17 protein-coding genes are annotated in these 23,649 nt (G+C 53.1%); all 17 read left to right on the forward strand.

The window, feature by feature from the left end; all coding sequences use genetic code 11:
* Positions 1–75: 75 nt before the first annotated feature.
* On the forward strand, positions 76–279 hold the full coding sequence (locus tag HP555_RS03190) for a helix-turn-helix domain-containing protein (protein ID WP_039644640.1): 204 nt from the start codon (positions 76–78) through the stop codon (positions 277–279).
* Entirely contained in the window at positions 266–1,312 is a 1,047-nt protein-coding gene (locus HP555_RS03195; protein ID WP_199263751.1) for a DNA cytosine methyltransferase, read from the forward strand. Before HP555_RS03190 ends, HP555_RS03195 begins: the two co-directional genes overlap by 14 nt.
* The gene (locus HP555_RS03200; protein WP_199263752.1) at positions 1,309–3,681 is read left to right on the forward strand and encodes an ATP-binding protein; all 2,373 of its coding nucleotides are present in this window, start codon (positions 1,309–1,311) and stop codon (positions 3,679–3,681) included. The genes HP555_RS03195 and HP555_RS03200 overlap by 4 nt, the downstream gene beginning before the upstream one ends.
* Positions 3,678–5,375, forward strand: coding sequence for a DEAD/DEAH box helicase family protein (locus tag HP555_RS03205; RefSeq protein ID WP_199263753.1), 1,698 nt, complete (start codon positions 3,678–3,680; stop codon positions 5,373–5,375). Before HP555_RS03200 ends, HP555_RS03205 begins: the two co-directional genes overlap by 4 nt.
* Entirely contained in the window at positions 5,372–5,950 is a 579-nt protein-coding gene (locus HP555_RS03210) for a hypothetical protein (protein WP_199263754.1), read from the forward strand. Before HP555_RS03205 ends, HP555_RS03210 begins: the two co-directional genes overlap by 4 nt.
* Positions 5,951–6,412, forward strand: a complete 462-nt coding sequence (locus HP555_RS03215) for a very short patch repair endonuclease (RefSeq protein WP_199263755.1) — start codon at positions 5,951–5,953, stop codon at positions 6,410–6,412.
* Positions 6,409–7,746 (forward strand): SIR2 family protein, encoded by a 1,338-nt coding sequence (locus tag HP555_RS03220; RefSeq protein ID WP_199263756.1) that lies wholly within the window; start codon positions 6,409–6,411, stop codon positions 7,744–7,746. The genes HP555_RS03215 and HP555_RS03220 overlap by 4 nt, the downstream gene beginning before the upstream one ends.
* Entirely contained in the window at positions 7,743–9,884 is a 2,142-nt protein-coding gene (locus tag HP555_RS03225; protein ID WP_199263757.1) for an ATP-binding protein, read from the forward strand. Before HP555_RS03220 ends, HP555_RS03225 begins: the two co-directional genes overlap by 4 nt.
* A complete protein-coding gene (locus HP555_RS03230; protein WP_199263758.1) occupies positions 9,881–11,131 on the forward strand; it encodes an exonuclease SbcCD subunit D C-terminal domain-containing protein in 1,251 nt (416 codons plus the stop codon). Before HP555_RS03225 ends, HP555_RS03230 begins: the two co-directional genes overlap by 4 nt.
* An 11-nt stretch (positions 11,132–11,142) precedes the next feature.
* Positions 11,143–14,397, forward strand: coding sequence for an AAA family ATPase (locus HP555_RS03235; RefSeq protein ID WP_199263759.1), 3,255 nt, complete (start codon positions 11,143–11,145; stop codon positions 14,395–14,397).
* A gap of 167 nt (positions 14,398–14,564) precedes the next feature.
* Entirely contained in the window at positions 14,565–15,794 is a 1,230-nt protein-coding gene (locus tag HP555_RS03240; protein WP_199263760.1) for a DUF6361 family protein, read from the forward strand.
* On the forward strand, positions 15,788–17,602 hold the full coding sequence (locus HP555_RS03245) for a phospholipase D family protein (protein WP_199263761.1): 1,815 nt from the start codon (positions 15,788–15,790) through the stop codon (positions 17,600–17,602). Before HP555_RS03240 ends, HP555_RS03245 begins: the two co-directional genes overlap by 7 nt.
* On the forward strand, positions 17,595–20,834 hold the full coding sequence (locus HP555_RS03250; protein WP_199263762.1) for a DEAD/DEAH box helicase: 3,240 nt from the start codon (positions 17,595–17,597) through the stop codon (positions 20,832–20,834). The genes HP555_RS03245 and HP555_RS03250 overlap by 8 nt, the downstream gene beginning before the upstream one ends.
* A 13-nt stretch (positions 20,835–20,847) precedes the next feature.
* Entirely contained in the window at positions 20,848–21,714 is an 867-nt protein-coding gene (locus HP555_RS03255; RefSeq protein ID WP_199263763.1) for an HNH endonuclease, read from the forward strand.
* A 144-nt stretch (positions 21,715–21,858) separates the two neighbouring features.
* On the forward strand, positions 21,859–22,152 hold the full coding sequence (locus HP555_RS03260; RefSeq protein WP_233249235.1) for a hypothetical protein: 294 nt from the start codon (positions 21,859–21,861) through the stop codon (positions 22,150–22,152).
* Positions 22,153–22,207: 55 nt separating this feature from the next.
* Positions 22,208–22,441, forward strand: a complete 234-nt coding sequence (locus HP555_RS03265; RefSeq protein WP_011369119.1) for a DUF2188 domain-containing protein — start codon at positions 22,208–22,210, stop codon at positions 22,439–22,441.
* Between the two features lie 36 nt (positions 22,442–22,477).
* Positions 22,478–23,455 carry a calcium/sodium antiporter gene (locus HP555_RS03270; RefSeq protein ID WP_199263765.1) on the forward strand — a complete coding sequence of 326 codons (978 nt, stop codon included), beginning with the start codon at positions 22,478–22,480 and terminating at the stop codon, positions 23,453–23,455.
* The last annotated feature ends 194 nt before the right edge of the window (positions 23,456–23,649 follow it).

Consider the following 23,649-nt stretch of genomic DNA (forward strand, 5'->3'; position numbering starts at 1 on the left):
GGAAGCTGCGCCCAGCATCCCCGTTACCGCCTCTGGCGTGGCAAGAAAACCAATCGCCCATGAGGAGTTGGAGATATGGCCGAGATAGAAGACCGCTGGTTATCAGTAGACGAGATAGGCAAGTACCTCGGTGTCAGCAGTGACACCGTTTACCGCTGGATCGACAAGCATGCGATGCCCGCCCATCGCATGGGCCGTCTTTGGAAGTTCAAGAAAGACGAAGTCGACGAGTGGGTGAAGGCTGGCGGCGCGGCGGATAAAACAAATGGAAACAGTTGATTTATATGAACAGGAACCAGTGATGCTGTTAGATAAGAAAAGAAGCCCTTCCATACCTCAACCAGGGAAAGAAACGCTCTCGTCTATGCGAGAAAGATCCGTGGTTTCGTTTTTTTGCGGATGCGGAGGGCTTGACCTGGGATTTCTCGGGGGCTTTTCGTACAAGGGCACCAAAGTCCCCAAGCTTCCATTCAAACTTCTCGCCGCTTATGACCATGATGACAAGTGCGTTCAGACATACCTCAAGAATATTTCTGATCACGCAGAAGTTCGGGACCTATCCAGCTATAACCCTATCGAAGTTCCGGCCGCCGAAGTTTTGATAGGGGGATTCCCTTGCCAGGATTTCGCCACGTGCGGGCCACGTCATGGGCTGAAGTCCACCCGTGGAAGGTTGTACCAAGCACTGATTCAATACATGGAGGTTCACAGACCCCTTGTCGTCATTGGTGAAAATGTTCCAGGTCTTGCCAATATGAAACAAGGAGATGTGTTAAACACGATAAAACAGGACATCGCTTCGGCCGGATACAGGGTCGAGGTTTGGACTCTTTTTGCTCCAGATTATGGCGTTCCTCAGAGAAGGACGAGACTTTTCATTGTGGCGGTTAGAGACGATTTGCAGGGGTTTCCGGTCATGCCTAAGAGAACTCACACCGAAGAACACTACAGGACGACTCGCTGGGCGATAGAAGATCTTGAAGGGATATCGGACGATTCAATTCCAAACCAGTCGCAATATTTCAGAGCGTCAAGAGCAAAAAAAGGAAATGGCCAAGGAGACGAGACCACGCCAGCCGATTCGCCTTCATACACAATCAGAGCGAACGCGAAGTCCCGTGTGCAGTTTCACTACTCTCTTGATAGACGGTTGACTGTCCGCGAGTGTGCCAGGTTGCAGACGTTTCCAGACAATTTTGATTTTCCCCATTCGGCCACGTCTAACATCATGCAAATTGGCAACGCCGTACCGCCGATTCTGGGAAATAAAGTTGCAAGAGCTATCGCCAAATATCTGGAGGGCGTGAAATGAAATCAGAGTCGCTAATAACGCAAGTCGTCGACATCACACCCACCCCGAGAATCCTTAGAACGTTGGGGGACATTCCGTTTGCCGCTTGGCAATGCTTGGCGGAACTGACCGACAATTCGCTGGACGCATTTTCTGAGGCTGAAAACAAAGGGAAAGTTATAAATGGCCCCAGGGTCGATATCCATTGGTCCAGTGATTCTGTCGCCGCTTATGATAGAGAAATTGTCGTTCAGGACAACGGGCTCGGCATGGAACTCGAAGTCCTCCAGAAAGCTGCTAAGGCGGGATATTCAAGCAACGATCCTATTCACAACCTTGGACTATTTGGAATGGGTTTCAATATCGCCACTGCCCGACTTGGAGATGAAACTCTTTTCCTTTCGGCGACTCCAGATGGAACTGAATGGGTTGGAATTAAAATCAGTTTTGAACAATTGATAAAGGAGCAAACCTTTTCCGCTCCTGTTGTTAGGGAACCAAAAAAAACTCCGGACGAATCCGGCACTAAAATAATTGTCAAGAGCTTGAAAGACGGCGTTTTCGCGGAAATTAGGAAAAAGGAAAGCGCGATAAGAAGGCAGTTGGAGATAATTTACACGCCGATTCTCAGCAGAAAAAAGGTTTCAATCTTTGTACAGGGAAAGCAGCTTTCGCCTCGTCCACATTGCGTTTGGAGCGATTCAAGGTTTGTGGTCCGTAAAGGGGTTCGAGTAGAGGCGATCCAAAGAATAAACCGAGACCTCGGAGAGACATACTTCGACTCTCTGAAAAACCGCTACCTGACCGAAGACGAAACCGCTGATCTCGATGTCTCGATTAGTAAAGGTGGTGTTTCTCCGACACACATAGTCAAACGTGCTCGTCGGCTTAAAGGTTGGATTGGTATCCAGCGGTATGCCGACCCATCTGATTTTGGTGTGGATTTTGTTCGCAACGGACGGAAAATACTGGTTTCTGACAAATCCCTTTTCGGCTACGAAAATCCGGATACTGGAACTTACACGTCTGAATACCCAGTCGAACTTGGATCGACGGTTGGCGGGAGAATCGTTGGCGAGCTCCATGTTGATTACCTGATCCCGACGTATCAAAAGAATGGGTTTGATATCACAGACAGAGCATGGCGACTCACACTGGAAGCCGTTCGAGGCGCTGGACCGATTCTTCCCAAGAAAAGGCAAGCTTTGGGATACGATGGGGATAACGAGTCTCCTCTAGGTAGATTGGTCAATGCATACAGAAGAACAGACCCTGGCACAAAAAATCTCGCGGTTCCTAATTCACTGGCGAGGGAATTCGCCAAGCGTTTCTTTTCCGGAGACCTAGAGTACGAAACCGATGATAAGTGGTACAAGGTCGCTCAGGAATCAGACAGAGAACGGGGGGATGGCGGTAAAGGCTTGACTCCGGTAAATTCTGGAGAGTCTCCGTCAGATGACATTTCCAGCTATTTGCCCGGCGCTCAATCTGGGGCTGGCTCTCATACCTCCTCTCCTGTCAGTACTCCACCACAGCCAACACCTACTGTGGCTCCCGTTCCGGCGACTTCTGACAGAGATCTCTTGATTCAACATTCTGACAAAGAGGAATCACTGTCAGGAAAATACTCTTACGACACAACTCCCGGAATGGAAATAACCGCTTGGAGAGTGCGTGACAGCCAAATCAAAATCCAAGGAAGCAGAGTGCCATGTCACCTTTATCAGGATGGAATCGAGGTTGATTTCTTTTTCGACCCGACTCATCCAATTCTATCCGAGTACCCACTTTCCCCTAAACAATTGTTGCTGCAGGGCTTGGCAGAAAAATTTGCGCTCCGTGATCCTGGCGTGTCTATTCAAGCGGCGTTTATTGGGCTCGTTGACAATCATTTGCTTGAAGAACGGATCAATCCCCAAGCTCTACAAGAACGGGCGCATTCGATTGTTTCGTCAATACGCGAAAAACTACCTTCTTTGCTCGGGCATCGATTTGCCAAGGTAAAAGAAGTTATCCAGTCTGTTGAAGCTGAAGAGGAAGAACTGGCAAAACGCCTGCTTGATGAGGCTCCAAATCTGCTCGGTGCCTATCAAGACTCCAGTGAAGAATCGATTCAGTCTCTGGCGTTTGTTTGCGACACGACTATAAAACGGCTGATAGCCGAATTTCCTGAAGAGTTTATGGACAACAAGCTTTTCGCGCAGCCTTTTGCCAACCTAAAGATTGGTAATGAGGCGATGCGTGAACGGTTGCGGAAAAACTCCCTTGAACGGGTCCTGTCCTATTTTTCCGATGTTATTTTGCTTCTTCAGGGCGGAAGAGCACAGAGCAAACAAGAACTATTGAGGCACGCGAACACACTGTCTCTGCTGGAAGGACTCCTGGAATGAGTGAACCACAGAATGCGACTTTCCTGACTGAGGCTGTAATGGCGGGAGGTGACTGGAGAGCTCTTGAGCTCGCAGTCTCTAGGTTATTGCTGCACTGCGGTTGGAAAAATATCCAATATGTTGGTGAGAGTGGAGACAAAGGGGCTGATGTCTTAGCAGTGAGAGCGAACCCCTCGAAAGGGATTGACGATTCATACCTCATACAGGTCAAGGCGGTCAATTCAAACTCCTATGTTGGCAAGTCCGCTGTCGATCAAGCCGTCAAGGGTCAAGCCTACTACAAAGCCAAAGTGGTAGTCGTTGCCACCAATGGGGACTTTACAAAATCAGCGTATGATAGAAGAGATGACCTCAACAGACAGGGGTATGATGTTAGGCTCTGGAACGGAAAATTTCTGACAGATCTTGTTGCAAAATGGCCTGAATACAGTGAAGAAAAGAGGTCGCCTCGTGAATATCAGTCAAAGATAGTCGACTCGGTTGTAAAGGGCTTTCACAGTGGCCGTAGAAAGGCCCTATTCGTTGTTGCGACCGGGCTCGGAAAAACCGTCATCGCTTCATCGGTCGCCGACCTTCTTTATTCGACTGGCCTAAAAAAGATACTAGTCCTATGTCATGCTACAGACTTAGCCTTCCAACTCCAACGATCTTTCTGGGCGCAGATTTCCAAGAACATACCAACGAGAATATTCATGGATGGAGAGCCCCCTGTTCCATCCGACGGAATCAATTTCGGGCTGTATCAGACGCTGTTTGGGTATCTCGGAGGAATCGAGCCGACCGCTTTTGATCTCATTATCGTAGATGAGGCCCACCACGCTTTGGCAAACGCTTTTTCGTCATGCATTGAGCATCTTTCCCCAAAACTTCTTATTGGCATGACGGCCACTCCCTGGCGTGGCGACGGTACATCGATTGAGTCTATTTTTGGTGAGCCGATTGAAAAAGTATCGTTGGTCGATGGCATGAGGATGGGGTTCCTTGCAAAAGTCGATTATCGGATGATGTGTGACAACATCGACTGGGAACAAGTTCCGAAACTGGCTCGCACCTCGTTGTCCATCCGAGACCTTAACAAGCGACTTTTCCTGCCACAGAGGGATGACGCTGTTATCGCCAAGCTTCTTGAGTTGACCGCATCCATGGAACGTCCACGGATCGCGATATTTTCACCATCAAAAAACCATGCGGACACATTCGCAGGGAAACTGGTGTCCTCGGGCATTCCAGCAGCCAACATGTCTGTTGATGACAAGGTTAAACGGCGACAGGTTCTGTTGAATTTCTCATCTGGAAAAATCAAAGCGGTTACGGCGGTCGATGTCCTGAATGAAGGTATTGACGTGCCTGACGTGAATATCCTTGTGTTCTTAAGGGCTACCCACTCCAGAAGGATATTTGTGCAACAACTCGGTAGAGGGCTCAGGATCTCACCAGGAAAAGAAAAAGTCATTGTACTGGACTTTGTCACGGACATAAGACGATTGGCTGCGGTCAAGGAGCTTGACAAGGAGGCCAAGGCCGACCCCAAGCCAGGTGAAGTTGAAACGGTTTTCCTGCGGAACGGGGTGGTGACTTTTAGCAATGAAAAAGCGCAGAAGTTCGTGGATGCATGGCTTGATGATGTGGCCAGTCTGCAGGACCAAGACGACGCTGAACGTCTGGCTTTTCCTGACACGGAGGCTTGGTCATGAGCAAAAAGGTTCCTGATGATATCGCTAAAGAGATAAAAGAATGCGTCTTTCAAGAGGCTGACCGAGTTAATTATCTCGCACGTTCTAGGACAGACAACGGCAATTTCCTCGCGCAACTGGTTACCATGCCCAATGTCGGAGGAAGATTGTCCCAGTACATGAAAAAAGCCGAGGTCCGCACATATATAAAAGACGCGATTCTCAACCGGTATTCAAAAGATAAAACACAGGAGGAACGCCCAGACGACCTTGAGTCAATAATTTTGGAAAAGGTAGGGATTCAAGCACTCTTTGTGGAACATGAGGCAAAAAGTCAGATTTCATTATTCAAGTCCCCAGCCGACGCCTGCTTTGTGGTTGTGGCGGATGGCACAGTTCTAAAATGGGAAACCGCATTGCGTAAAGCGTTACTTTACGTTGCCTCAAAACCATTTTCCGATAACTCCGATGCATCTATAAAAATCGTTCTGACGTTGTTCGCCAGACACCAAAAGGTGTCTCCTTCCGATTTACGCCATTTGGAAAAGGCGCTTTCGATGTGCAACGCTAAACCGTACATCTATGGAGAAGGATGATTGGATAACATCAGCAAAGAAGAACGAAGCCGAGTGATGGCTGCTGTAAAGCAAAAGGACACCAAGCCAGAAATGAAGGTGCGTTCTTTCTTGCACAAACATGGGCTGCGATATCGGCTTCACGACAACAAGCTGCCAGGAAAACCAGACCTTGTTTTCCCAAGGTTTCGGACGGTTCTATTTATCCATGGCTGCTTTTGGCACGGCCATCCAGACGAGCAATGCAAATTAGCCAGAATCCCTAAATCGAATGTCAAATTTTGGAAAGACAAAATACGGGCAAACCGACAACGAGATGATAAAAATATCAGGCTATTACAGGATCTCGGGTGGAATGTTGCTGTGATATGGGAGTGTCAGCTTTGTAATAACGCATCATTAGATAGGCTTGCCCTTCAGATTCGTAGCGCTCAAAGATTAAAGAACGGAAAAAAGTCCTCAGATATCGGAGAACAGCCATGAAGCCATGGGGAAAGCATGTCTATCGCATCGGGAACGAGGAGAATCTTGACGTCCAAGACCCCGATGACAGCAAAAGTATCGAATTCCAGAAAAAGCATATCGAACCCTGGCTGGCGGCTGTTTTTCAGAGTGAGCATCTTGCTCTCTTGCTTGGCAGCGGTTTCACAAAGGCAGTTGCATATCAGGCCGGAACGAGCGCAGCCGACATGGCTTGTGACTATGGTGGTTTCCCACTGGACGACAAACTGAAGGAGGCCGCCCAGCAAGCCGCTGTGGCCATGGGACGCGGCGAGGCAAATATTGAGGATCAGATCCGGGCTGCCAACGCGCTGGCTCAAGGCTTGAAAATTCTGGGAGATGATCGCCATACCGAGGTCATCACCGCGCTTGATTCTTTGTTCAAAAAGTTTCTGAACGGTATATCCAAAACCGAACGAGACCTGAAATCAGCGGTCGAAAAATGCGCGGCACCTGAACCAGCAGATGCCGACCCTGCGGCCGAAGAAAAAGCCGGGGAAGAAGCGTCGGAGACGCTCGATTCGCTTGTCATGCTCGTTTCTTTTTTGCTCAGCTTTTCTAGCCGGACAGCGACAAGGGAGCGTCTCCATATCTTCACGACCAATTACGACCGGTTGATCGAATATGGTGCAGATCTAGCGGGTCTGCATTTGCTTGATCGCTTTGTCGGCTGCCTTGAACCGATTTTCAGGTCTTCGCGCTTGGACATCGATATGCACTATAACCCACCTGGCATACGTGGCGAACCACGTTACCTGGAGGGCGTAGTTCGTCTTTCTAAGCTTCACGGGTCATTGGACTGGATTTACCGAAAGGGTTTTGTAAGAAAGGTTGGGTTGCCATTCGGCCCGCAGGATGACCATCCGGCGATCAACGACCAGCCCAGCGATTCCGTGATGATCTACCCGAACTCGGCCAAGGACCGGGAGACATCAGAATACCCCTACGTTGAACTATTCCGCGATTATGCGGCTGCGGTCTGCCGCCCGAACTCGGTGCTTGTCACCTATGGGTATGGCTTTGGTGACGAGCACATCAACCGCACCATCGCCGACATGCTGACAATCCCATCGACACACATTGTCATCATTTCCTATGGCGATGAAGGCGGTCGAATCAGCTCTTTTTGTAAACAGGTCGGCAGAAAAGCGCAGATATCGTTATTGATCGGTCCGCACTTTGGGAACATGCCGACCTTGGTTGAAAACTACCTTCCGAAGCCAGCGATAGACCGCATCACCATCCGGCAGACTGAATTGCTTCGAAATCGAGGCTGGGAACCGGCCGCCCACAATAGCGGGGAGGAAGAGGCATGACCTCACCGATTTCCAAGATTTCGTCCCTGACAATTGGGACGGTGGAGAGTGTTGCCCCAGATGAAATCAAGGTTTTGCTGGATATCGATTCTCCAAGAAATACTGCCCTCAACACCGGTGTCCCGACACCATTTCCGAGAATAAACAGTTTCGTTCTGCTGCCCAACGAATCCGGGGCGGTCGTCGGGATCGTCGTGTGGCTGGGGGTGGAAAGATCGGCCTATCCCAAACGACAAGGGCTCAAGGATTTCGGCCTGATCGACCTGCCATTCCCGCTGCGAAAAATGGCGGTGTGTCCGATTGGAACACTTCTTTCGGAAAAGAATAAATGGCGGCTTGAAAGGGGCGTTCAGAGCTTCCCATCAGTTGGTGATCCAGTAATTCTGCCAACAAGGGAGCAAACCATTGCCATAGTTACCGGCCAAGGCAAGGACAGCCGAGTTCCGCTTGGAACCTGTCCTATCGCGCATGATGCGCCAATCGCGGTTGACCCTGATAAGCTGTTTGGCCGCCATCTTGCCGTTTTGGGTAACACTGGCAGTGGTAAGTCGTGCACCTTGGCAGCCTTGGTGCGATCTGCCGTTGAATCGGCTCAAAAATCCATCAAGAAACCCGAGATTCCTGCGGGAGCCGAGGAAGCTCAAAGCGGACAAGACAATCCAAACGCACGTTTCATAATCCTTGATCCTAATGGTGAGTATTCGAAATGTTTTCAGGACTTGGGAGCGGGCTGCAGGGTATTTCAGGTTCCACCGCTTACCAACACCGATGCCGCTGAATTCACTTTGCCTGCCTGGATGTGGAATAGCTCGGAATGGGCAGCAGTTGCCCAAGCGGCACCCCGCGCTCAAAGGCCGTTGTTGCAAGAAGCGTTGCGGAATTTAAGATCGAATAAACAAATAACGCTCACCATAGAAAATCGACTGAGGGCTCGTTGTAAGTCGCTAAAGTCTTATTTGTTGCAGTTTGCTGGCACGGGCGCATCTGGCTTCCCTAGCAATAACAACTGCGGACAGCAGCTAAGCCGCTTTATCGAAGATATTACATCCTACTGTTCCACTCTCACTGGCGACATTAAAACAAGAACAGAGCGTGCGGCGGCAGCCATTACTCAAGTGGTTGATAGCAGAAAATGGACCAGCGGCGGAAGAACTGGCTTCAACGATTTTGGTGACAACGATTTAAACACTGTCGATCAATGGATCGAAAATATCCTCCAAGGATTTCCCCAAGGCGAAGATGTTGGGACAGTGAACGAAGATTCTCCACTACCCTTTGATCCTCAGGTGCTGGCTGAGCATCTTGAGTCATTAGCCATGCAAGAAGGTGGATCGGCCTCCCAATTCATCTCTACCCTGACGATGCGGATCAAGGGGATCATGTCAGATCCAAGAATGAATGGCGTTATCAACCCTGATTCCTCAATATCGCTGAAAGATTGGCTCGACCTTCATGTCGGCTCCGATGGTGGAGCTAATGGTCCGGTGGCAGTAATAGACCTGTCCCTTGTTCCTTATGAAATTCTCCATCTTGTTATTGCCGTTTCGTCACGTTTAATACTTGAATCACTACAGCGTTACCGAAAACATAATAATCAGAACTTACCCACCGTACTCGTCCTGGAAGAAGCACACACATTCGTGGCAAAGCGCCTTCCTCATGGCGACGACATCCCGAGTCCTGCTGATATGTGTCGAGGGATTTTTGAACGTGTCGCGAGAGAGGGGCGCAAGTTCGGATTGGGACTTGTGCTGTCATCACAGAGGCCTTCCGAACTATCCGAAACGGTACTGTCTCAATGCAACTCTTTCCTCCTCCACCGGATCACGAATGATAGGGATCAGGAGCTGATCTCCCGCTTGGTTCCTGATAACGCACGCGGACTGCTTCGGGAACTGCCCAGCCTGCCCACACGCCATTGCATTCTCCTGGGCATCGCCTCAAAGGTACCCGCGCTCGTCGAGGTGAAACATCTGGAGGACGGTCAGAGGCCGGAATCTGACGACCCGGATTTCTGGAATGTCTGGACCAACGAAGAAACTCGCCCAATCGATTGGGATAAAATCACCAGCGATTGGGCAGGATCGGAAGCGGGAGCTGATGGCGACTCTATGCAGGAAGGCGGGGATGCCCAATGAATCAGAAATTGCCGCCGCTCAAATTGCTCCACACATCCGACTGGCACATTGGGCGTACTCTTTATGGCAGAAAACGCTACGAGGAGTTCGAGGCCTTTCTGACCTGGCTGGCTGAGACGATTCAGCAGAATGAAATTGACGCACTGCTGGTGGCGGGTGATGTCTTTGACACCAGCGCTCCGAGCAATCGCGCCCAGGAGCTCTATTACCGGTTTCTGTGCCGGGTGGCCGCTTCATCCTGTCGGCATGTTGTTGTCGTTGCGGGCAACCACGATTCACCGTCCTTCCTCAATGCTCCCAAGGAGCTGCTCAAAGCCCTGGATGTCCACGTGGTCGGTAGTAGCACGGAATCCCCGGAAGACGAAGTGCTGGTGCTCCGTAATGAGCAGGACGTTCCGGAATTGATTGTCTGTGCCGTGCCCTACCTTCGCGACCGGGATATCCGCGTGGCGGAAGCGGGTGAGAGCGTCGAGGACAAGGAGCGGAAACTGATCGAAGGCATTCGCACCCATTACGCCGCCGTCGCTGCTTTGGCCGAGCAGAAGCGTGAAGAACTCGGGGCCGATATTCCCATCGTTGGCACGGGGCATCTGTTCACCGCAGGCGGACAAACCGTCGACGGTGATGGCGTGCGCGAACTCTATGTCGGCTCCCTGGCTCACGTGACGGCCGGGATTTTTCCTGGCTGCTTCAACTACCTGGCGCTTGGACACCTCCATGTCCCGCAAAAAGTGAACGGCTCCGAAACCATTCGGTACAGCGGCTCTCCTCTGCCCATGGGGTTCGGAGAGGCAAAACAGCAGAAGAGCGTTTGCCAGGTTGAGTTCCACAGCACGGCTGCATCCATACAGCTGATCGACATACCGGTGTTTCAAAAGCTCGAGCGCGTCAAGGGAGACTGGGAAGGCATCTCAAACCGCATCATTGAATTGTCGGCAACCGACTCCCAAGGCTGGCTCGAAGTCATTTACGACGGCACTGAGGTAATAGGCGACCTGCGTGAACGCCTGGAGGCTGCGATTTCCGGTACCCAGATGGAAATCCTCCGGATAAAGAACAACCGCATCATTGAACGTGTTCTGAGACAAATCCATGAAGAGGAAACGCTCGACGACCTGAACGTGAACGACGTGTTCGAACGATGCCTCGCCGTCCATGACGTGTCCGAAGAGCAGCGGCCAGAGCTGCTTCGGGCCTACCAGGAAACAGTCTCGTCTCTCTATGAAGACGATATGCAGGCGGAATAGAGAGGCTGTCGATGAGAATACTGCAGGTACGCTTCAAGAATCTGAACTCACTGGTCGGCGAATGGCAAATCGACCTGATGCATCCGGCCTTCGCGTCTGACGGCATCTTCGCCATCACCGGTCCCACCGGCGCGGGGAAAACCACCATCCTCGATGCTATTTGCCTCGCCCTATACGGGCGGACGCCGCGCTTGAACAAGGTCACCAAGAGCGGAAACGAAATCATGTCCCGCCAGACCGGCGAGTGCTTTGCCGAGGTGACCTTCGAAACCCAGACCGGGCGTTACCGCTGTCACTGGAGCCAACACCGGGCACGCAAGAAGCCGGATGGTGAACTCCAGGCCCCGAAGCACGAAATTGCCAATGCCGATTCCGGCGAAATTTTCGAATCCAAGATCAGAGGTGTAGCCGACCAGATCGAGTCCGCTACCGGCATGGACTTTGACCGTTTTACCCGCTCCATGTTGCTGGCCCAGGGCGGCTTTGCCGCGTTCCTCCAAGCGGCACCGGATGATCGGGCTCCTATCCTGGAGCAGATAACGGGCACAGAGATCTACAGCCAGATATCCATCCGTGTCCATGAACGCCAGCGCGAAGAGAGGGAAAAACTGAACCTGCTCCAGGCTGAAACGGCAGGCATCGTGATTCTTGAGCCGGAGCAGGAACAAGAGATTGGGCAGGCACTCGAAGCAAAGCAGAAGGATGAGACAGACCTTGCCGCCAGGGCCGCTGAAACCGGGAAGGCCATTGCCTGGCTCACTACCATCGATGGGCTGAAGAAGGAAATCGTCAACCTGGCCGATGAAGCGAGCAAGCTGCAGGGCGATATCGAGGAGTTCAAACCGGATCGTGAAAAGCTGGGCCGGGCTTTGAGTGCCGCCTCGCTGGACGGCGCATACGCAACGCTCACCGCCACCCGCAAACAGCAGGCGGATGACAGTGCAGGCTTGAAAGCCGAGGAAGAGGCTCTTCCTGGAATCGAATCCTCCGCCAAGGAACAGGCCGAGGCACTGAAATCAGCTGAGCAACAAACTGCTCGGGCCAAAGAAGAGTTGAAAGCGGCCGCGCCTACATTGCAGAAGGTTCGCTCCCTTGATCAGAAACTTGCCGATCAGAAAAAAGCTGTATCGGAAGAGGATGAGGGCTTCAAGAAGGCTACGGCAAAAATTGATGCAGACAAAAAAGCCCGGCTCGAAGAGCAGGACAAACGATCCAAGGCTCATGAGACGCTGGATCTTGTGGACGGCTATCTCAAGGAGCATGCACAGGATGAATGGCTGATAAGTGGTCTGGCTGGCGTTGAAGAACAGATCGGCGGCCTGCTTTCCAAACAAAATGAAATCGTTCAAAAAGATGCTGCTCAAGAAGCAGCCAATACGACTCTGGAACTGGCGACAAAGTCACTCGACGACTGTCAGAAGCAATCCGGCATTCGGAAGCAGGAGCTGGAGGACGCCTTAAAACAGCTTCAGCAGGGTAAGGATGCTTTGAGCCAGTTGCTGGGAGACCGCTTGTTGCGGGAATACCGCACCGAGAAGGAAACCCTGCTGCGTGAAATGGCCTTCCTGACGAAAATTGCGGAGCTTGAAGATCACCGGGCAAAGCTGGAAGACGGCAAGCCCTGTCCACTCTGCGGTGCAACCGAGCACCCGTTTGCGGAAGGGAATGTCCCTGTTCCCGATGAAACCGAAAAGAAGATCGACGCCCTGACCAGGCTGATCAGCAAAGCCGAGGATCAGGAAGTCGCCATCAAGAAACTCGAAGAAGCTGAAAGCCTGGCCCGCAAAAACCTGACGGAGGCTGAAAAGCTGGAGTCAGCAGCGGCTAATGACAAGAAGGCTGCCGAGAAAGCCCACGCCGAGGTGAAGGACGGCCTGGTGAAACTCCGTGCCGATTTTGCCGTACGCAGGCAGGCTGTTGCTAACAAGCTCCAGCCGCTTGGTATTGCGGACATCTCCGAAACGGACATTTCATCACTGATCGAAACCCTCACGGCGCGGCTGAAGGGGTGGCAGGCCCAGGTCAAGAAAAAGGCGGACATCGAGAAACAGATTGCCGACATCGACAGCGAGGTGAAGCGGCTGGACGCGGTTATCGAAACTCAGAGCACCGCCCTGGCTGAAAAGCTGGAGCGTCTTGAAACCTTGAAAAAGGAACTCGCCACCGGAAGTGATGAGCGCAGTGCACTGTACGGCGACAAGAATCCCGACGATGAGGAGCGCCGTTTAAACAAGGCGATTTCGGATGCCGAAGGTGCCGAAAAACAGGCCAGAGACCGGCACAATGAGCTCCAACAAAAATGGAATACCGCGAAGGTTCATGTCGAATCTCTGAATAAACGCATCGACCAACGAGAGCCGGAACTGAGAAGGCTGGAAACTGAATTCTCCGCAGCGCTCGCGCCCGTTGGCTTTTCAAATGAAGAACAGTTTTTGGCGGCCATACTGCCTTCTGAATCGAGGGCTGAGCTGACGGCCACGGCCAAGGATCTGGATGAGCGTCAAACAGATCTGAAAGCCAGACAGAAGGATCGGGAAACGCGCTTGGCCACGGAGGTGGCCCGCAAGCTCACAGACAAGTCGCTGGAAGAACTCGAGCCCCAATTCAAGGAGCAAGAGGAGACCCTGAAAGAGCTGAGGGACATCATTGCCGGTCTTAAGCACAAGTTGAGTGAAAATGCGGCTGCAAAAGAGCGGATAAAGGAAAAGCAGACAGCTATCGAAGCTCAGAAAAAGGAGTGCCGCCGGTGGGAAAACCTGCACGAATTGATCGGCTCGGCAGACGGCAAGAAATACCGCAATTTTGCCCAGGGGCTGACCTTCGAAATGATGATTGGTCACGCCAACCGGCAATTGCAGAAAATGACCGACCGCTACTTGCTGGCTCGTGACGATGCTCAGCCCCTGGAGCTCAACGTCGTCGACAACTATCAGGCTGGGGAGATTCGATCCACGAAGAACCTTTCCGGCGGCGAGAGCTTCATCGTCAGCCTGTCCCTGGCGCTGGGGTTGTCTCATATGGCCAGCAAGAATGTCCGGGTGGATTCGCTGTTTCTGGATGAAGGCTTCGGCACCCTTGACGAGGAAGCCCTCGACACCGCCCTAGAAACCCTCGCGGGCCTGCAGCAGGACGGCAAACTGATCGGTGTCATTTCGCACGTGCCCGCCTTGAAGGAGCGGATCAGCACGCAGATCCAGGTAACTCCTCAAACCGGTGGCAGAAGCCAGATATCCGGGCCTGGATGCGGCAGCGTCGTCCCAGTTTAGCGGAGCTGGAATTTCGAGAAGATGGTTAATAACAAGGAGACAAGATGAGCAAGAAAATCAGTGGTGCCGAATATCCTCTCTCGAAAATATTCAGCTCCGATTTTGATTATGTCATACCGTCGTATCAGACAAGCTCCCTTTCTCTCTTGTGGAGGGAAGTCTGAAAGATGCCTTCCGTCCTTGCATGGATTGACCATGACTCGAAAGCGAGGGAACGCACGCTTCGCATCCTTTCCCTTTTCCAGGAAAAGGAAAGTCGTGACGAGCTTGGGCTCGGCTCCGTGCGGGACAGCTTTGCCGATCAGTTGTTTCCAGGAACAAGCACGATCCAGACACGCCTTCGCTACATGCTTTTCGTGCCATGGATTTACCATTCGCTGGAAGAGAAGCGACTACCAGCAGAGAGTTTTTCGATCCAGGCTGACAAGCTGGAAAGAGACCTGGTTCAGCCGTTGATGGATTCCGATGATCAGGCTGGCGTCTTTGGTAAGACCGCAGGAAAGAGGCTCAAACGGTTGCCCAGCTCCGTCTACTGGGCCGGTCTCGGTGTCTGGGGAATACGCATTACGCCATTCTCGCAGGACGAATATCACAGGCGCATCGACGAGACTTACCGTCGCCGGAATGCCCTGAAGGCTCTTGAGAAAGACGCAAAGGTACGGGGAGACGACATCGACGTTGAGCAGCGGATGGCCACTCTCAGTTGGCATCCTCGATTGCCAGCACCTCCGGAAGATTTTCCGGGGGCGGTGAACTTCGCTTTATCCAGGGAAGAAGCCGAATTTATTCGGGATCGCATCCAGGTCGCTTGCCCCAATAGTCTCCTCTCGTTCTTGGCACTGCACTGCGAACCCGCCGACACCCAAGCTCCATGGGAACATCCGGACTACGGCCGCTTTTCCGAACAGCATAAAGAACTCCTGACCCATGCACGGCTGTTCTCGGAGGTGATGCATGGAGCGGCGCTCTCGTACAACGTTCAGCTCGCCAGGCTTCGAAACCATGAAGACCTTGTCGCCGAGCATCAGGCAAGTTTCGATGAATGGACCGCAAATCTTCCCCTGGAGGAAATTCGCTCCTGGTCGGTGAGCCGCCTCTGGGAGTTGACCATGGATCATGGCCACACCATCACCCCGCAAACGAGATTCTTCGTTCAGCAGTGGATCGACCATACCCGGAGGTCCCCCAATGACCTCCTTTCTAACGCAGATGCGCTCACCCTGATCAAAAGAAGGGAAATGAAACTCAAGGGCACGCGTTCCCGATTCAGGAACCAGAGGGCGCTCGAGCAGTGGGGCGGGTACTCCGGCGTCGGAAGACTTGTCTATCGCTGGCCGAATGTGAAGGTGCTTTTGAACGACCTGTACCAGGGGATGAGCCGGGAGGAGCAATGCTGAACCCAAACTCCCGGAGCCTTTATACCTCTGCATTGACCCCACCGCCGGGGATGATTTTCGACGAGGCCATTGCAACCACCTTTTCGATGGACCCAGCCCTACTGCTTGAGGCACCTGTCTACCTGGCGTTAATGGCGGCGGATGGTCATACCGATCCTGACCCGTTGTCTGTGCTTGAAGCCATCCGCAGGTACTCGAAACGAATCACCGTCTATGTGCAACGAGGACGGATTCAAGTGCCCCAGATTGCCAAGCCCAATCCATTGTTTGGGTTTCTGGAGGAAATGGTCGTCGAGGTAACGGCCCCTGGCGGAGGCGTCTTCCATCCAAAAGTCTGGGCAATCCGTTTTGTCAGCCCCGATCAAAGCAGCTCGATGTATCGTCTGGTTGTCCTGACGAGAAATATGACCACCGATCAGTCCTGGGACCTGTCACTTCAGCTCGAAGGGACGATTGCAGGCCGGAAGTCCAAATCAAATAAACCTCTGGCTCATTTCTTCAAGACGCTTCCTGATCTGGCCACCGGAACAACAGAGCCTGGCAGGAGCGAACAAGCTCTCAGATTCGCGGACGAGTTGCATCGAGTCCAGTGGGAACTCCCCGACGGCTTTGACGAGCTGACCTTCTATCTTCCGGGAACGAAAGCGTATGACTGGGAGCCTCCCATGGCGAATCGGATGGCCGTCATTTCGCCGTTCTGTTCTGATGAGGCCCTGCGAGCATTGACGAGAAAAACCAAGGCCGCAGATGCTCTCATCTCACGTCCGGAGTCATTATCAGCCCTGAAGAAGGAGACTCTCGAGCTCTTCACGCAATGTCTTCATCTGGACGACGCGGCGGAAACCGAGGATGGCGAGGAAGACGACGCCATCGAACAGCCGCTTGCGACCGGCCTCCATGCAAAGGTCTATCTGTTTGAGACCAGGTACTATTCAGACTATACCCATGTGATCATGGGGTCTGCGAATGCAACCAACGCGGCGCTGAATGCTTCGAAAAATGTCGAGATTCTGGTCGGGCTAGTTGGCCGGAAGAGTAAAGTCGGCGGCATCGACGAGCTTCTTGGCGCTGACGGATTAGGTGAATATCTTGTCGACTTTGACACGAGCAAGGAAGCAGAGATTGATGCGCTCCGGCAGGCGGCTGAGGAATCCGTTGAGAGGGCTCGCTCCCGGATAGCTGAAACAGCCCTGTCCATCGAATGCAGTCCGGGATCGAAGGACGGTCTGTGGGCATTGGTGTTGACGGGAGAAATCCCATCCCTTGATGGGATCGTCAGTGCTATTGCATGGCCGATAACCGTTACTCGGGACTTCGCGGTGGATATTCTTAACGGCGATGCTAACGGTGGGATCGGCCTCGGAGAGTTCTCCGCCTCTTCTGTAACGGGGCTCATCGCGTTTGAGCTTAAGACCAACCATCCGGACGTTTCGGCCCGGTTTGTTCTGAATATTCCCGTTACCGGCGTTCCAGAAGAACGCAACTCTGCCATCCTGCAAACCGTGATCAGCAATCAGGAGGGATTCCTGCGTTATCTCCTACTGTTGTTGGGGGATGATAAGGTATCCGGACTTGATCCAGGTAGTGGCACCGGGTTTGCCAAATGGTTGGCCCGGTTGGCCGACGGTGAAGATATCCCGCTACTGGAAGAGCTGACCCGCACGTACAGCCGACACCCGGAGCGACTATCGGAAATCTCGGGGCTGGTTCGTGATCTGTCCCAGGGAAGCCAGAATGCGATTATCCCCGAGGATTTTTTGAACCTCTGGACAGTTTTTGAATCGGCTATCGGAGGGCGTGATGCATAGCAACCGCTTTTTATCAGCCCCCGCCTTGGCCGGTCTGAAAGATTTCCAGAGGAAGACCGTGGAGTACGTCTTCAAGCGGCTCTATGGCAATGAGCCAACTTCCCGTTTTCTGATCGCCGATGAAGTTGGACTCGGGAAAACGCTAGTCGCCCGGGGAATCATTGCCAAGACCTTGGAGCACCTTCAAGACGAGGTGGATCGGGTCGATGTGATCTACATCTGCTCCAATGCCGCCATCGCGACCCAAAATGTCAATCGGCTCAATGTCAGCGACACGGATGGTTTTTCTATCGCTACGCGACTGACGTACCTGCCCAGGCAAGTACGCTCGCTGCGAAAGAACAAGGTAAATTTCATCAGCCTGACGCCCGGTACAGCCTTCGATCATGCCCGCAGTCGAGGCGGGCATGCCGACGAACGGGCGATTCTCTATCGGATGCTGTACGACTTGCCCCTGGCGCAAAATGAACGGCGTAGACGGCTGCGCGTAGGCCTCCTCAACATTCTTCAGGCGACAGCAGGTAAGGATAACTGGCGAGCCAAGGCCAAAAACCTTCCAGCAGAGGATCTGGATACAGACCTTTCCAAGGCCTTTCGCCGGGCAGTTCTTGAGGATGCTGAGTTGTATGCGGCCTTGAAGGAAGGCTGTGAACGCTTTGCCCGATACCGGGACTACAGCAGAATTCCTTGGGAAGACTCCGAGCTTCGTTACGACCTGATCGGAAAGCTCAGAAGCAAGCTGGCTTCGGTGTGCCTTTCCGCGCTTGAGCCCGACTTGGTCATCCTTGATGAATTTCAACGATTCAAGCACCTGCTGGACGGCGATGACGAAGCCTCCATGCTGGCGACCGCGCTCTTTGAACATCCCGACGTTCGCGTTCTCCTGCTGTCCGCAACGCCCTACAAAATGTTCACCCTCGACCAGGAGAATGACGAGGACGACCACTATCCAGATTTCATCAGGACACTGAACTTCCTCTTCAATGATTCCGGCAAGGTCGACGAGGTCAAAAGTCTTTTGTCAGAGCATCGAACAACGCTCCACGCCTGCGCGAAGGGCTCCGTATGTCATCCGGGGAAAAAGGCCGAACTTGAACGAGCGCTCCTGAACGTCATGTGCCGAACGGAGCGGGTCGCGACGACTCGTGATCACAATTCAATGCTGACCGAGATCGAGCGGACGGCTCCCCTCACGCCAGCGGATCTTCAGCACGCCGCGACCGTTGACGCAGTGGCAATCTGCGTTAAAGCCGGGGAACCAATTGAATACTGGAAGTCTGCGCCTTACTTGATCAACTTTTTGAAACATTATGAGCTGAGGCATAAGCTGGATGCCCAGTTAAATGCCCCTTCAGATGCTCTTCGCGGAACTCTTTCATCGGCAAATGGGCAGTTGCTGACGAAGGACAAACTGGAGGGCTATCAGGCTCTCGATCCTGCCAACCCAAGGATGCGCGTGCTCTTCGAAGACACTATTGATAAGGGCATGTGGCAGCTTTTATGGATGCCGCCGTCCATGCCGTATATCAAGCCTGGTGACGCATACCGGGACAAGGATGGTTTGACCAAAGCCCTTGTGTTTTCCTCTTGGAGCGCCGTTCCGGACGCGGTTGCGTCAATTTGCTCCTACGAAGCCGAACGAATGATGATCGCCGGAACCTCGGTTTCCCACAGCGAACTCTATGACAAGATCAAGCCATTGCTGCGGTTTGCGGTAGCCTCAAACGATAACCGCCTTACTGGTATGCCAGTTATTGCCTGGTTGCTGCCGTCCCCAACCCTTGCCACCAAGATTGATCCGCTCGAGATTGCACTTCGCCATGGATGCGGGCCAGTGGACGCCCAGGAACTGAGGAACGAGGTTAAGGCTACCTGCCGTAGTTTGGTCGAAACCCTGCCTCGTGCCGGGGAAGGGACGCGAGCTGACGAGCGATGGTATTGGGCGGCTCCCATTTTACTCGATTCTCATAACGGGTTGCTGGACTGGTGTAAGAGCCATTCGGGATGGAGATCCGCTACACCGGACCATGAATCTGGCACTCGCTTCAAAGATCACATCGACCTGCTGGTCAGCATGGCGGAGGGTAACATTCCTCTCGGCCCTCAGCCGGATGATCTAGTCGATGTGCTTTGCGATCTGGCTCTTGCCGGTCCTGGCGTGTGTGCCTTGCGAGCTCTTCGCCGTATCAGTGCCGAACTTGACGTGTCCGACCCGAACCTCCTGTCAGCCGCAGCCAGGATCGCATCCGGCTTCCGATCTCTTTTCAATATGCCGGAAACGATTGCCATGCTGCGAGGCTCCGGCGAGGACACTTATTGGCGGTTAACGCTTCAGTACGGTATCGACGGCAATCTCCAATCGGTGCTCGACGAATATGTGCATGTCCTTCGAGAGTCTTTGGGTCTTCAAGAGCACTCACCGGAAGAACAGGTGGCTGGCATAGCCGAGTGTATCCAATCGGTGTTGTCACTGCGGACCGCGCAGATTCGAATCGATGAAATAAAGATGTCGGGCGACGGCTTTGCTCTTGATGATTTCAACACCCGCTGTCGTTTCGCGCTCCGGTTCGGGGATATTCGAGACGACAACAACCAGGCTCTCGTTCGTGCCGACTCGGTGCGGGATGCCTTCAACTCACCGTTTCGTCCCTTCGTTCTGGCGTCGACCTCAATTGGTCAGGAAGGGTTGGACTTCCACACTTGGTGCCATGCGGTAGTCCACTGGAACCTGCCTTCCAATCCCGTTGATCTTGAACAGCGCGAAGGCCGGGTTCATCGCTACAAAGGCCATGCGGTCAGAAAGAATATCGCGGAACGATATGGTCTGACTGCTCTCTCCGAGGCGTTTGAGGAAGGTGATCCGTGGCAGACCCTTTTCCATATCGCGGCCCAGCGAAAGTCCAATGGGCACTCCGATCTCATCCCATATTGGATCTTCGAGGATGGTTCCGCCCGGGTGGAGCGCCGCATCCCTCTACTCCCGTACAGCAAGGAGGTTGGGAAGCTCAAACGACTGAAGCAAGGCTTGGCCCTTTATCGGATGGTTTTTGGTCAACCCCGCCAGGAGGACCTGCTGTTCAGCCTTAGCCAGAACGGTAACCATGAGTCAGCGGATTTAGCCGACTGGCTGATTTCGCTTCAACCCCCGGAAACTGTTTTGAAGGATGAATCGGCCGAGGAAAACACCCTGATCCTGCCTCCGGCAAAGTCCGCTCAGGGCATTAGCAATTGATACGAGGGAGCGCATGAGTTTTTCAAAGGAAATCGTCGAAGATGCATTAGTCGCCTGCGGGCGATCATGCTGCATTTGCCACAAATTCTGTGGGGTCCGAATTGAGACGCACCACCTCAAACCAAAGCACCTTGGCGGTGACGACAGCTTTGAAAACTGCATTCCCCTCTGTTTTGATTGCCATGCGGAAGTCGAACACTACAACAATAACCATCCGCGAGGACGCAAATTTTCGGAGGGAGAACTCAGGAAACATCGGGACAACTGGTACAGCATGGTCCGCGAGCTGAATACGCCGCTTCCGCGTCATGAGAATTCCGTCCACGTTATTCAGGCGGTGAATGGCAAAGGAAATATGGTAGCCGGTCGAGACCTGAATATTGTTACCGAGAGAGTGGTTAAGAAGACCGTCGTGCAGACAGATCCCGGCGGAAAGCACATTGAAAATGCTACAGCTCGAAAAATCCAAGAGCTTGTAAAGGAATACATCGACCTTCATACGGCGGCCGAAAAAGATCCCCAGCGTGCTGCTCAGCGCATTTGGAGTGGCATCAAAAAGGAGTTTAATGTCACCACGTACAAGGAGATACCTGCCGAGAAGTCCGATGAAGCCATTCAATGGTTGTATGCTCAAATTGCCATGGCTCGTCCGAAGATCAGGCGTAAGGCTCCGGAGCGGTGGAAGCAAAGTTTCTATAAGCCGATCTATGCCCGAGCTAATGAGCTTGGGATGTCAAAAGAAGAGCTCTATGCGATTGCGCAAACACGACTTGAATTGAAGAAACCGGTCGGGTCTCTAAAAGACCTGACCCAGAAGAACCTTGAAAAATTACACCATATTATGATTGGCGAGGTTAACAAATCGAAGCGCGGGGATTGATCAGTGGAAACGGCAGATACGCCTTTGGGGCCGAATAAATTGGGTCGGAAACACATCAAGAGCTTTGCCAGCGGCATCGCTCACATGTTTTCCTGTTCGGCCCAGCATTATGCTTGGCAGGCGTATCAGCACCGGTTGCCAACGGTGACAATTGACCTCCTGGATCTGCGAATAGAGCCCTCGGCATTCGACATTGAAAGGAACCGGATTCTTGCCGGGATGTGTCAGAGAACACTCATCCGAAACGCCGGGCAACTGGCACCACCTGGCGCTGTGGTTACGGCGGTTCTCTCTGTCCACTTCGGGATCGATGACTATTCGGAGGACGGCCGTTCTGCCTCGATTGGCAGGTCAGTTTTCACCGCAATCCTGACCGATGACCGAGGCAAGGAGTGGCGCGTGGACCATGCTGAGGAGCGGATGTTGATCCAAGCGTAGCCGAAAACGGTTCGATCAACTCATATAAATGGAAACCATGAAATAGGAGGCAACCATGCCAAAGAAACCAGGATCACATCATGTCGTGCCCAACGCTGACGGCGGCTGGGACGTCAAGAAAGACGGCGCGACCCGTAGCAGCGGCCACTTCGACAAGAAGCAGGATGCCGTCGATGCCGGGCGCAAGATCAGCCAGAACCAAGGCACCGAGTTCTACATCCACGGCAAGGACGGGAAGATCCAGAACAAGGACAGCCACGGGAACGATCCGTATCCGCCCAAAGGGTGATCCGGTGCATCTGCTTTCAGGGAGTTTTGGTTCTGTATGACACTGGCCTTCATCGCTGTAATTTTTGGCTTGGCGCTCCTCGTCTGGAGCGCCGACCGTTTTGTGGAAGGATCGGCCTCCACCGCTCGCCATTTCGGCATGCCGCCGCTGCTGATCGGTATGGTGATTGTCGGGTTCGGTACCTCCGCACCGGAAATGGTGGTTTCGGCCCTGGCCGCTTCGCAGGGTAACCCAGGCATCGCGCTGGGCAACGCCTACGGCTCGAACATCACCAACATCGCCCTGATCCTGGGGGTGACGGCCTTGATCAGCCCCATCGCCGTACATTCGCAGGTGCTGCGCAAGGAACTGCCCATTCTCACGGTGGTGACCGCCCTGGCGGCATGGCAACTCTGGGATGGTGAGATCACCCGGATCGATGCCGTTGTGCTGCTGACCGTGTTCGGAGGCCTGATGGCCTGGACCATCTGGCAAGGGATGCAAAAGAAAGAGGATGCGCTGGGAAGCGAGATTGAGCAGGAACTGGACGTCCGCACCATGCCGATCCGCCGTGCGGTCTTCTGGTTGGTAGTGGGGTTGGCGCTACTCATCGTCAGCTCTCGCATCCTGGTCTGGGGCGCGGTGGAAATTGCTCATGGATTCGGGGTCAGCGACCTGATCATCGGCCTGACCATCGTCGCGGTCGGCACCTCGCTGCCGGAACTGGCCTCGTCAATCATTGCAGCCAGGAAGGGTGAACACGATATCGCTCTCGGCAATATCCTGGGCTCCAACCTGTTTAACACCCTGGCCGTGGTGGGCATCGCTGGAGCGATTCATCCGTTGGCGGTGGGGCCGGAGGTATTCAATCGGGACATACTGGTGATGGCCGTGCTGACCCTGTCGCTATTCGTCATCGGCTATGGGGTCCGGGGGCCGGGGCGTATCAATCGCATCGAAGGCGCGGTGCTGCTGGCCTGTTATGTTGGCTACACGGCTTACCTGATCAGTACGGTTTTCGGTGGGCAGGCATAGGCCAATTCGATTCCTGTTTTGGGAACCGAACCGGCGTCCGAAAACCGGATTCGAAGTTGTTGCTGAGAAGCGCGAGGTATCCGGTTTTACTGCAAACCAGTAACCCTCGTCCGGTGCAGGGAAATCAGGGGAGAAAATCGTTTCTCTGGTCGGGTTGTCGGGAAATGGTTGTGTAAGATGACTTCGGCGTTTAT

The sequence above is a fragment of the Desulfobulbus oligotrophicus genome, assembly GCF_016446285.1.
Taxonomy (GTDB): Bacteria; Desulfobacterota; Desulfobulbia; order Desulfobulbales; family Desulfobulbaceae; genus Desulfobulbus; species Desulfobulbus oligotrophicus.